Origin of the sequence: Streptomyces sp. TSRI0107, assembly GCF_001905845.1 — a bacterium.
Lineage (GTDB): Bacteria > Actinomycetota > Actinomycetes > Streptomycetales > Streptomycetaceae > Streptomyces.
Map to the genome: position 1 here is coordinate 78,533 of NZ_LIVZ01000016.1, position 11,210 is coordinate 89,742.

Consider the following 11,210-nt stretch of genomic DNA (forward strand, 5'->3'; position numbering starts at 1 on the left):
GAGGTTGAAGTCGCTGCCAAGGGGTTGACGCAGAGGCCAAGGAGGGACCCCCCTGTCCAGACCGAAAATCAGTGCGTCATAATTACTTGTGAATGTGAACGCGTTCACAAGCGCGTCCCGATTGCTCCCGTGTTGTGCGTGACATAAGGGGCAAACTGCCGCGTCCACGGCGATGTAAGGAGACTGACGACGTGGAATTGGCTTTGGCGCCGGAGACACTGGCGCGTTGGCAGTTCGGCATCACCACCGTCTACCACTTCCTGTTCGTCCCCCTGACGATCTCGCTCGCCGCCCTCACGGCCGGCCTGCAGACCGCATGGGTGCGCACGGAGAAGGAGAAGTACCTCAGGGCGACGAAGTTCTGGGGCAAGCTCTTCCTGATCAACATCGCGATGGGTGTCGTCACCGGCATCGTGCAGGAGTTCCAGTTCGGCATGAACTGGTCGGACTACTCCCGCTTCGTCGGTGACGTCTTCGGCGCGCCGCTCGCCTTCGAGGCGCTCATCGCCTTCTTCTTCGAGTCCACCTTCATCGGCCTGTGGATCTTCGGCTGGGACAAGCTGCCCAAGAAGATTCACCTGGCCTGCATCTGGATGGTGTCGATCGGCACGCTGCTGTCGGCGTACTTCATCCTCGCGGCGAACTCGTGGATGCAGCACCCGGTCGGCTACCGGATCAACGAGGAGAAGGGCCGGGCCGAGCTGACCGACTTCTGGTTGGTCCTCACCCAGAACACCACCCTCAACCAGGTCTTCCACAGCTTCTCGGCCGCGTTCCTCACCGGTGGCGCCTTCATGGTGGGCATCGCCGCCTTCCACCTGCTGCGCAAGAAGCACATCCCGGTGATGCGGACGTCGCTCCGTCTCGGCCTGGTCACCCTGGCTGTCGGCGGCCTGTTCACCGCGGTCAGCGGCGACACCCTCGGCAAGGTCATGTACGAGCAGCAGCCGATGAAGATGGCCGCCGCCGAGGCCCTGTGGGACGGCGAGAAGCCCGCGCCGTTCTCGGTGTTCGCGTACGGGGACGTCGACAAGGGGCACAACAAGGTCGCCCTGGAGATCCCCGGCCTGCTGTCCTTCCTCGCCCACAGCGACTTCGAGTCGTACGTACCGGGCATCAACGACACCAACGAGGCCCTTCAAGAGCAGTTCGGGCCCGGCGACTACAAGCCCATCGTCCCCGTCGCCTACTGGGGCTTCCGCTGGATGATCGGCTTCGGCATGGCCTCCTTCTCGCTCGGCGTGCTGGGCCTGTGGCTCACCCGGAAGAAGTTCCTGCTGCCGGCCGCTCACCGCACCGGCGACGACGAGGTGCCGCGACTGGTGCTGCTGAAGAAGCCGCTCGGATCCCGCCTCACCCGGCTGTACTGGCTGCTGGCGCTCTGGACGATGGGCTTCCCGCTGATCGCCAACTCCTGGGGCTGGATCTTCACCGAGATGGGCCGCCAGCCGTGGGTCGTCTACGGCCTGTTCCAGACCCGGGACGCGGTCTCCCCCGGCACGTCCACAGCCGAGGTCCTCACCTCGATGATCACCTTCACCGTGCTCTACGCCGTCCTCGCCGTGATCGAGGTCAAGCTGCTGGTGAAGTACGTCAAGGCCGGCCCGCCCGAGCTGACCGAGGCCGACCTCAACCCGCCCACGAAGATCGGCGGCGACCTCCGTGACGCCGACAAGCCGATGGCCTTCTCGTACTAGGCCGAGGGAGCTGCACAGTCATGGAACTGCACGACGTCTGGTTCGTTCTGATCGCCGTCCTGTGGATCGGCTACTTCTTCCTGGAGGGCTTCGACTTCGGGGTCGGCATCCTCACCAGGCTGCTGGCCCGGAACCGGCCCGAGAAGCGGGTGCTGATCAACACCATCGGACCCGTCTGGGACGGCAACGAGGTGTGGCTGCTCACCGCGGGCGGCGCCACCTTCGCCGCCTTCCCCGAGTGGTACGCCACCCTCTTCTCCGGCTTCTACCTGCCCCTGCTGCTCATCCTGGTCTGCCTGATCATCCGCGGTGTCGCCTTCGAGTACCGCGCCAAGCGACCCGAGGAGCACTGGCAGCGCAACTGGGAGACCGCGATCTTCTGGACCTCGCTGCTCCCCGCGTTCCTGTGGGGCGTGGCCTTCGGCAACCTGGTGCGAGGCGTGAAGATCGACCAGGACATGGAGTTCGTCGGCACCGTCGGGGACCTGCTCAACCCGTACGCCCTGCTCGGCGGCCTGGTGACGCTCACCCTGTTCACCTTCCACGGGGCGGTGTTCACCGCCCTGAAGACGGTCGGAGAGATCCGGGAACGCGCCCGGAAGCTGGCGCTCAAGGTCGGCCTCGTCACGGCTGTCCTCGCGCTGGTCTTCCTGCTGTGGACGCAGGCCGACAGCGGGGACGGCAAGAGCCTGGTCGCCCTCGTCGTGGCCGTGGCCGCGCTGCTGGCGGCGCTGGCGGCGAACCAGGCAGGGCGTGAGGGCTGGTCGTTCGCGCTGTCCGGCGTCACCATCGTGGCCGCCGTGGCGATGCTCTTCCTGTCGCTCTTCCCGAACGTCATGCCGTCGTCGCTGAACGAGGAGTGGAGCCTCACGGTCACCAACGCCTCGTCCAGCCCGTACACCCTGAAGATCATGACCTGGTGCGCGGCGATCGCCACGCCGCTCGTGCTGCTCTACCAGTCGTGGACGTACTGGGTGTTCCGCAAGCGGATCGGCATCCAGCACATCGCTCCCGACCCGCACGCGGCTCCCGGCGCACACGCTGCCCCGGAAGCGCACGAGGCTCCTGAATCGCGTACTACTCCCGAATCGCACACCACCCCCGAAGCCGCGCACTGAGGTGTGTTTCACGTGAAACCGATCGATCCACGGCTGCTCCGCTACGCCCGGGCCACCCGGTTCTTCCTGGTGGCCGTCGTCGGCCTGGGTGCCGTCGGCGCCGGGCTGGTCATCGCGCAGGCGATGCTCATCGCCGAGACGGTGGTGGGCGCCTTCCAGCACGGGATGGCGGTCGCGGAACTCCGCACTCCCCTGCTGCTGTTGGTGGCCGTCGCCTGCGGCCGCGCTCTGGTCGCCTGGCTCACCGAGCTGGCCGCCCACCGGGCGAGCGCGGCGGTGAAGTCGGAGCTGCGCGGGCGGCTGCTGGAACGATCGGCGGCACTCGGCCCGGGCTGGCTGAGCGGACAGCGCACCGGCTCGCTGGTCGCGTTGGCCACGCGGGGAGTGGACGCCCTCGACGACTACTTCTCGCGCTACCTGCCCCAGTTGGGCCTCGCGGTGGTCGTCCCGGTGGCGGTGCTGGCGCGGATCGTCACCGAGGACTGGGTGTCGGCGGCGATCATCGTCGGCACCCTGCCGCTCATCCCCGTCTTCATGGTGCTGATCGGCTGGGCCACCCAGTCCCGGATGGACCGCCAGTGGCAGCTGCTGTCCCGGCTGTCCGGGCACTTCCTGGACGTGGTCGCCGGGCTGCCGACACTGAAGGTGTTCGGACGGGCCAAGGCCCAGGCCGAGTCGATCAAGCGCATCACCGGCGAGTACCGGCAGGCGACCATGCGCACCCTGCGCATCGCCTTCCTGTCCTCTTTCGCGCTGGAGCTGCTGGCCACCCTCTCCGTGGCGCTCGTCGCCGTGACCATCGGCATGCGGCTGGTCCACGGCGACATGGACCTGTACATCGGCCTCGTCATCCTCGTCCTGGCTCCGGAGGCCTATCTGCCGCTGCGGCAGGTCGGCGCCCAGTACCACGCGGCGGCGGAGGGCCTGGCGGCGGCCGAGGAGATCTTCTCGGTCCTGGAGACCCCGGTACCGGCCTCGGGCACCACGCCCGTCCAGGCCGGGGCGATGACCTTCGAGAACGTGACCGTCCGCTACCCGGGACGCTCGGCGGACGCGGTCTCCGACGTCTCGCTCACCGTCGAACCCGGTGAGACCGTCGCCCTCGTCGGCCCGAGCGGCGCGGGCAAGTCCACGCTGCTCAACGTGGCGCTGGGATTCGTACGGCCCACCGAGGGCCGGGTCCGGATCGGGGGAGCCGACCTCACCGACCTCGACCTGGAGCAGTGGCGCTCACGCATCGCCTGGGTGCCGCAGCGCCCGCATCTGTACGCCGGGACGATCGCCGAGAACGTACGGCTGGCCCGCCCCGACGCCGACGACCGTGCCTTGCGCCGGGCGCTGCGCGACGCGGGCGCGCTGGAGTTCGTGGACGCCCTCCCCCAGGGCGTCGACACCGTGCTGGGCGAGGACGGAGCGGGCCTCTCGGCCGGGCAGCGTCAGCGCCTCGCCCTGGCCCGCGCGTTCCTCGCCGACCGGCCCGTGCTGCTGCTGGACGAGCCGACGGCCGCGCTCGACGGGGCGACGGAGGCGGAGATCGTCGCAGCGGTCCACCGCCTCGCCGCCGGGCGCACCGTCCTGCTGGTGGTGCACCGCCCGGCGCTGCTGGGCGTGGCGGACCGGGTCGTACGGCTGGACGGGGCCGACAGCCCCCTGCGGGCGGACACGGCGGACCAGGACGTACGACAGGCTGTCACCGACGCCCAGGCGGTACCGCCGGCGACTCCTTCCGCGACTCCCTCGATACCCCCCGCCCGGACGGAACCCGCCCCGGACGGCATCCGCCCCGGCCCTGCACCGGAGGCCCCGGCACAGTCCCACCCTGACGGCACCCTCGCGGAGCCCGCGCCGGGAATCACGGCGACCCCCGCCCCCGTCGGCACCTTCGCTCAGCCCGCGCCGCGAATCCCGGCGGAGTCGGCCCCCGTCGGCACCTTCGCGGAGCCGGCATCGGGAATCCCGGCGGAGTTGGCCCCCGCCGGCACCCTCGCCGAGCCCGCGCCGCACTTCCCGGCGAACCCCGCCCCCACCGGCATCCTCGCCCGCGTCCGTCTCCTGTCCTCCGCACGCCGTGGCCGGCTCGCCCTCGCGTTGTTGCTCGGCAGCCTCGCGCTCGGCAGTGCCGTGGGGCTGATGGCGACGTCCGGCTGGCTGATCTCGCGGGCCTCGCAGCAGCCGCCCGTGCTGTATCTGATGGTGGCCGTGACGGCGACGCGGGCCTTCGGCATCGGCCGGGCGGTGTTCCGGTACGCCGAGCGGCTGGTGTCGCACGACGCGGTGCTGCGGATGCTGGCCGACACCCGGGTCGCCGTCTTCCGGCGCCTGGAGCGGCTGGCGCCCGCGGGCCTGCGGACGACCCGCCGGGGCGACCTGCTGTCCCGGCTGGTCGCCGACGTGGACGCCCTCCAGGACTACTGGCTGCGCTGGCTGCTCCCGGCCGGCGCCGCGATCGCCGTGTCCGCGCTGTCCGTCGGTTTCACGGCCTGGCTGCTGCCCGAGGCCGGGGCCGGGCTCGCCGTGGGCCTGCTGGCGGCCGGCGCCGGGGTCCCGCTGATCACCGGTGCCGTGGCCCGGCGCGCCGAACGCCGGCTCGCCCCCGCGCGGGGCGTGCTCGCGACCCGGGTGGCCGACCTGCTCACCGGCACGGCCGAGCTGACCGTCGCCGGCGCCCTGCCCGCCCGTACCGCCGAGACCCGGCGGGCCGACGCCGAGCTGACCCGGATCGCCTCGCGCGCGGCCACCGCCACCGCCCTCGGCGACGGTCTGACCGCGCTGATCTCCGGCCTGACCGTCGCCGCCGCCGCGCTCGCCGGTGTCCAGGCCGTGGCGGACGGACGGCTGAGCGGCGTCGCGCTGGCCGTCGTCGTGCTCACTCCGCTCGCCGCCTTCGAGGCGGTTCTCGGGCTGCCGCTGGCCGTGCAGTACCGGCAGCGGGTGCGCCGCAGCGCGGAGCGCGTGTACGAGGTGCTGGACGCCCCCGAGCCCGTCCGGGAGCCCGCGCGGCCCCGGCAGGCGCCCGCGACACCGTTCCCGCTCGTGCTGCGCGATCTGGACGCCCGCCACGCCGGCCAGGACCGGGACGCGCTCGCCGGTCTCGACCTGACGCTGGAGCGCGGACGACGGATCGCGATCGTCGGCCCGTCGGGGTCCGGCAAGACGACCCTGGCGCAGGTGCTGCTGCGGTTCGTGGACGCCCGCGCGGGCTCCTACACGCTGGCCGGTGTGGACGCGTACGCCCTCGACGGCGACGACGTGCGGCGGCTCGTCGGTCTGTGCGCCCAGGACGCGCACCTCTTCGACAGCACCGTGCGGGAGAACCTGCTGCTCGCCCGGCGGGACGCCACGGAGGGCGAGCTGCGCGACGCGCTCGCCCGGGCCCGGCTGCTGGACTGGGCGGACAGCCTGCCCGAGGGGCTGGACACGCTCGTCGGCGAGCACGGGGCCCGGCTGTCGGGCGGCCAGCGGCAGCGGCTGGCCCTCGCGCGGGCGCTGCTCGCCGACTTCCCGGTGCTGGTCCTCGACGAGCCGGCGGAGCACCTGGACCTGCCGACGGCCGACGCCCTCACCGCCGACCTGCTGGCCGCCACCCAGGGCCGTACGACGCTCCTGGTCACCCACCGGCTGGCCGGGCTGGAGGCCGTGGACGAAGTGATCGTGCTGGACGCGGGCCGTGTGGTGCAGCGCGGGCCGTACGCCGAACTGGCCGCGGTGGAGGGGCCGCTGCGGGAGATGGTGGCGCGGGAGGCGGAGGCGGAGCTGCCGGCGGCGGTATGACAAAGCGCAGGCGTGCCGCACTGACCCTAGGTTCGTCCGGCCGTCCTCCCGGCTGACACGCCGTCAGCAGGGCCCGGGACTGCTCCATCCGAGCCCGTGGATCCCCCATGCGTACGACTTGAACAAGCGGTGCGGTGTCCGTACGGGCCAGGATCGCTGACATGTTGTCACCTCGTCGTCACCCCAAGCTCTACGCCGCGCTCGCCTGCGCGCTCGCCGTGCTCGCCGCCCGGCCCGCCGAGCCCTCGGGCGACGGCGGTGTCGTGGCGGGCGGCGCCAGCCTGGAGGTGGCGCGGCTGTACCGGGAAGCGGCGGTGGTGACGCAGCGGTACGAGCAGGCGCGGCGCGAGGCGGACACGCAGCGGGCCGAGGTCGAGCGGCTGGAGGGCCTGCTGGACCGGCAGCGGCAGCGGATCGGTGCGCTGCACGAGGACCTGGGCCGGATCGCCAGTGCTCAGTACCGCGACGGCGGGGGTGTGCCACTGGCCGCCCAGATGCTCCTCGCGGACGATCCGGAGGCGCTGATGCGAAGTCAGCAGGTCTTCTCGCGGGCTGATCAGGCGGTGAAGAACGCGATCGGCAAGAGCCGGGACGCGGAGGCCCGGCTGGCGGCCGACGAGACGAAGGCCGAGAAGGCCTGGCAGGAGCTGGAGAACCGGAACGCCGAGATGGCTGCGATGAAGCAGTCCATCGAGCAGAAGCTGGCGGAGGCGCGCGTCCAGTTGCAGGGCGAGGCGGACGCGTCGGCGGCGGCGGGCACCTGCCGGGGCGCGGTACGCCTGGACCAGCCGGAGACGTCCTTCACGAACGCCTGGGTCGCGCCGGTGGAGACGTACGAGATGTCCGCCGGGTTCGGCAGCGGCGGGGCCCGGTGGGCCAACGTGCACACCGGGCAGGACTTCGCGGTGCCCATCGGCACGCCGGTGCGGGCGGTCGGCGAGGGCAAGGTGGTGCGGGTGGTGTGCGGCGGTGCCTTCGGCATCCAGATCGTGCTGGAACACCCGGACGGCTACTACACGCAGTACGCCCATCTCGCGTCCGTCGCCGTCGACCAGGGCGAGCGGGTGGAGACCGGCCAGTGGATCGGCCAGGCCGGTACGACCGGCAACTCCACCGGCCCGCACCTGCACTTCGAGGTCCGGGTCACCCCGGAGCACGGCTCGGGCGTCGACCCGGTGCCGTGGCTGACGGAGCGAAACGTCCCGATCGGCTAGCGCGGCACCGGCCCGCCCCTAAAAAAGCTAGCCCCGCTCCGCCAGCAGCCGTTCGATCACGACCGCGACCCCGTCGTCGTTGTTGGCGACCGTGCGGCCCGAGGCGGCGGCGATCACGTCCGGGTGGGCGTTGCCCATGGCGTACGACCGGCCGGCCCAGGTCAGCATCTCGACGTCGTTCGGCATGTCCCCGAAGGCGACGACCTCCTCGTGCGAGATGCCCCGGTCGGCGCAGCACAGGGCGAGCGTGCTGGCCTTGGAGACGCCCGGTCCGCTGATCTCCAGCAGCGCGCTGGGGCTGGAGCGGGTGACGTTGGCGCGCTCGCCGATGGCGAGCCGGGCCAGGGTGAGGAAGGCGTCCGGGTCGAGCGTTGGGTGGTACGCGAGGATCTTCAGCACCGGCTCCCCGGCACCGGGGGCGTCCGGCGCCAGCAGCCGCTCGGCCGGCGCGAGCGTGTCCGGGATCTCCATGTGCAGCTTGGGGTAGTCCGGCTCCTGGTGGAAGCCGTACGTCTGCTCCACCGCGTAGACGGTTCCCGGTGCCGCGTCCCGCAGCAGTCGTACGGCGTCCAGCGCGTTCTCCCGCGCCAGCTCGCGCACCTTCACGAACCGGTGGGTGCCGGGGCCGCCGTGCAGGTCGACCACGGCGGCGCCGTTGCCGCAGATCGCCAGGCCGTGGCCGTGGACGTGGTCGCTGACGACGTCCATCCAGCGGGCCGGGCGGCCGGTGACGAAGAAGACCTCGATGCCCGCCTCCTCGGCGGCGGCGAGGGCGGCGACCGTGCGCGGGGACACCGACTTGTCGTCGCGCAGCAGCGTGCCGTCGAGGTCGGTGGCGATCAGGCGGGGCGGTATCGCGGGGGCCGGGGTCTCGGGCTGTCGAGTCGCTGAGGTCACCGCGTCATTCTCCCGCATATGCCCGCACGGTCGTGCGGGTCTCCGCACATCTGAGTGGTGACGGTGCTCACCAGCACCGTCACGCTCCGTTGTCTCATCCCAGCTGGGCCAGCGCGTCCATGGCGATCTGCTCGAAGACCTTCAGGTCCGCGGCGAAGTCCGAGTCGGGGATGGGCCAGTGGATCACGATCTCCGTGAAGCCCAACTCCCGGTGCCGGCCCGCGAAGTCGACGAAGGCGTCCAGGGACTCCAGCGGCCGGCCGCGGTCCGGGGTGAAGCCGGTGAGCAGAACCTTGTCGAGCGCCCGCACATCACGCCCGGCCACCGCGCAGGCGTCCGCCAGCTTCTCGATCTGCCCGCGGATCGCCTGGACGGACTGCTCGGGCGTCCCCGTCTCGTACAGCTTCGGGTCGCCGGTGGTCACCCACGCCTGCCCGTAGCGGGCGGCCAGCTTCAGCCCGCGCGGGCCGGTGGCGGCGACGGCGAAGGGGAGCCGGGGCCGCTGCACGCAGCCGGGGATGTTCCGAGCCTCGTGCGCCGAGTAGAAGTCGCCCTCGTACGACACCGAGTCCTCGGTCAGCAGCCGGTCCAGCAGCGGCACGAACTCGGCGAACCGGTCGGCCCGCTCGCGCGGCGTCCACGGTTCCTGGCCGAGCGCGGTGGCGTCGAAGCCGGTGCCGCCCGCGCCGATGCCGAGCGTGACCCGGCCGCCGGAGATGTCGTCCAGGGAGATCAGCTCCTTGGCGAGGGTCACCGGGTGCCGGAAGTTCGGCGAGGTCACCAGGGTGCCCAGCCGCAGCCGGTCGGTCACGGCCGCCGCGGCCGTCAGCGTCGGCACGGCACCGAACCACGGGCCGTCCCGGAAGCTGCGCCAGGACAGATGGTCGTAGGTGTAAGCGGTGTGGAAGCCGAGCTGATCCGCACGCTGCCACGTCTCCTTGGCACCCTCGTGCCAGCGGCGGTACGGGAGGATCACGGTGCTCAGACGCAGACTCATGCATCGAGCGTATGCGCCGCTCGGTGTTTCACGTGAAACAGTCACCGTGCGCGGCAGACCGGCCACGGACGGAGAGACGGGCCTCGGGAGAGACGTGGATCACTCAGTTGATATACATCCTGAGGTTTGATCCACAGCAAGTGCAGTTATCCACAGGGATTTTGGTGCTTCCTGTGGACAATCCCCGGCAACGCCAGAGGCCCCGGATCACTCCGGGGCCTCTGTTCTGTGTGCACTCGGCAGGATTCGAACCTGCAACCTTCTGATCCGTAGTCAGATGCTCTATCCGTTAAGCTACGAGTGCTTGTTCTTTTTTCTCCGCCGCTCCCGGTCCTTTCGGCCCGCTCGCGGCGACAGGAAGAACATTACATGACTGCCGCCGTCATGTGAAATCCGATTGCCTCACCCCACCTGACCTGCGAAAACGCCGGATGGGGGGTGTAGGGCGCGGAGCGCGGCGGGGGCGGTGACCAGGCGGGAACGACGAAGCCCCGGTCCGTGTGGACCGGGGCTTCGGTGATCTTGCGCGGAGGCGGAGGGATTTGAACCCTCGATGGGCTTTAAGGCCCAAACCGCATTAGCAGTGCGGCGCCATAGACCGGACTAGGCGACGCCTCCAGCACAGCCGCCCGCGCGAGCGCGAGTGGTGCGTGCAGATGATGACACAGTCGAGCGTGCTGTCACCAATCGCCCCCCACGGTACTAGGCAGGCGGGCCACAGAGCAAAGGGCTTCCCGGGTGAAGCCCGAGGGAGATTCGCCGGGGGCGTCGAACGCAACGCGGAGACGCGTGCGGCGTTAGTCAGGGCATGTCGCAGGTCACCACCCCCCACGCACTCCGCCGGCTGATCGTCGCCGTCGGCACCTCTCTCGCCGCGCTCGGCTCGCTCTCCGCCGCGCCCGCCGCCGTCGCCGTCACCACGGCTCCGTCCCCCGCCCCGCCGCCGCCCCTTCACGGCGCCGGCCCGGGGGACCACCTCACGGTCACCGTCCGGCACATGGGCGGCGGCGCGGACGGCACGTTCCGGCTGGCCTGCCACCCGGCCGGCGGCAGCCACCCGGACGCGGGCGGGGCGTGCGCGAGCGTCGACCGGAACACCCGGTGGGGCGAGGACGTCTTCGCGCCCGTGCCCGAAGGCACCGTCTGCACCATGCAGTACGGCGGTTCCGCCACCGCGCGCGTCACCGGAACCTGGGCCGGACGCCCCGTCGACGCCACGTTCGACCGCAGCAACGGCTGCGAGATCGCCCGCTGGAACCGGCTCGTACCGCTGCTGCCCGCCCCGGGCGAGTAGGACCGGCCCCGGAAGAGCGGGAAGAGCAGGTGGACGGGAGAAGGAGAAAACGCGGGCCTCTGTAGACGTCCTGCGGAGGTGGCGAGAAGGAGCGCATGGGCGCGGACGTACGCGGTCATGCGCTCCCTGCCGGTCCGACGCCACCGGTCGTCACCGGCTCGTGCGACCTCTCTCCCATCCGGCGTCGCGAGCGCAACCCCAGCCCTTAGACTCCCTCGCGTG

Annotated in this window: 6 protein-coding genes, 2 tRNA genes and 1 pseudogene; 5 read left to right on the forward strand and 4 right to left on the reverse strand. The window is 71.3% G+C overall.

The window, feature by feature from the left end; translation table 11 throughout:
* Positions 1-191: 191 nt before the first annotated feature.
* The 4 genes and pseudogenes from AMK31_RS34900 to AMK31_RS34915 all read left to right on the forward strand — a co-directional run bounded on the left by AMK31_RS34900 (position 192) and on the right by AMK31_RS34915 (position 7,800).
* On the forward strand, positions 192-1,697 hold the full coding sequence (locus AMK31_RS34900) for a cytochrome ubiquinol oxidase subunit I (RefSeq protein WP_073944768.1): 1,506 nt from the start codon (positions 192-194) through the stop codon (positions 1,695-1,697).
* A 20-nt stretch (positions 1,698-1,717) separates the two neighbouring features.
* A pseudogene (gene cydB / locus AMK31_RS34905) lies at positions 1,718-2,719 on the forward strand (cytochrome d ubiquinol oxidase subunit II); the annotation flags it as partial.
* A 108-nt stretch (positions 2,720-2,827) separates the two neighbouring features.
* The gene (gene cydD / locus AMK31_RS34910; protein ID WP_073944769.1) at positions 2,828-6,586 is read left to right on the forward strand and encodes a thiol reductant ABC exporter subunit CydD; all 3,759 of its coding nucleotides are present in this window, start codon (positions 2,828-2,830) and stop codon (positions 6,584-6,586) included.
* 161 nt (positions 6,587-6,747) lie between these two features.
* Positions 6,748-7,800 (forward strand): M23 family metallopeptidase, encoded by a 1,053-nt coding sequence (locus AMK31_RS34915; protein WP_073944770.1) that lies wholly within the window; start codon positions 6,748-6,750, stop codon positions 7,798-7,800.
* 27 nt (positions 7,801-7,827) lie between these two features.
* Here AMK31_RS34915 and AMK31_RS34920 read toward each other — a convergent pair whose 3' ends face one another.
* The 4 genes from AMK31_RS34920 to AMK31_RS34935 all read right to left on the reverse strand — a co-directional run bounded on the left by AMK31_RS34920 (position 7,828) and on the right by AMK31_RS34935 (position 10,312).
* Positions 7,828-8,715 carry an HAD hydrolase family protein gene (locus tag AMK31_RS34920; RefSeq protein WP_198948634.1) on the reverse strand — a complete coding sequence of 296 codons (888 nt, stop codon included), beginning with the start codon at positions 8,713-8,715 and terminating at the stop codon, positions 7,828-7,830.
* A 76-nt stretch (positions 8,716-8,791) separates the two neighbouring features.
* On the reverse strand, positions 8,792-9,694 hold the full coding sequence (locus AMK31_RS34925) for an LLM class flavin-dependent oxidoreductase (protein WP_073944771.1): 903 nt from the start codon (positions 9,692-9,694) through the stop codon (positions 8,792-8,794).
* Positions 9,695-9,925: 231 nt separating this feature from the next.
* A tRNA-Arg gene (locus AMK31_RS34930) sits at positions 9,926-9,998 on the reverse strand.
* 223 nt (positions 9,999-10,221) lie between these two features.
* A tRNA-Ser gene (locus AMK31_RS34935) sits at positions 10,222-10,312 on the reverse strand.
* A gap of 190 nt (positions 10,313-10,502) precedes the next feature.
* Between AMK31_RS34935 and AMK31_RS34940 the strand changes: the two genes are divergently transcribed.
* Positions 10,503-10,988 (forward strand): SSI family serine proteinase inhibitor, encoded by a 486-nt coding sequence (locus AMK31_RS34940; protein WP_073944772.1) that lies wholly within the window; start codon positions 10,503-10,505, stop codon positions 10,986-10,988.
* The last annotated feature ends 222 nt before the right edge of the window (positions 10,989-11,210 follow it).

Excerpts from the sequence above, each read along its gene's own strand:
- AMK31_RS34915 (WP_073944770.1), top strand. The coding sequence starts at position 6,748 with ATGTTGTCACCTCGTCGTCACCCCAAGCTCTACGCCGCGCTCGCCTGC.
- AMK31_RS34920 (WP_198948634.1), bottom strand. The coding sequence starts at position 8,715 with ATGCGGGAGAATGACGCGGTGACCTCAGCGACTCGACAGCCCGAGACC.
- AMK31_RS34925 (WP_073944771.1), bottom strand. The coding sequence starts at position 9,694 with ATGAGTCTGCGTCTGAGCACCGTGATCCTCCCGTACCGCCGCTGGCAC.
- AMK31_RS34940 (WP_073944772.1), top strand. The coding sequence starts at position 10,503 with ATGTCGCAGGTCACCACCCCCCACGCACTCCGCCGGCTGATCGTCGCC.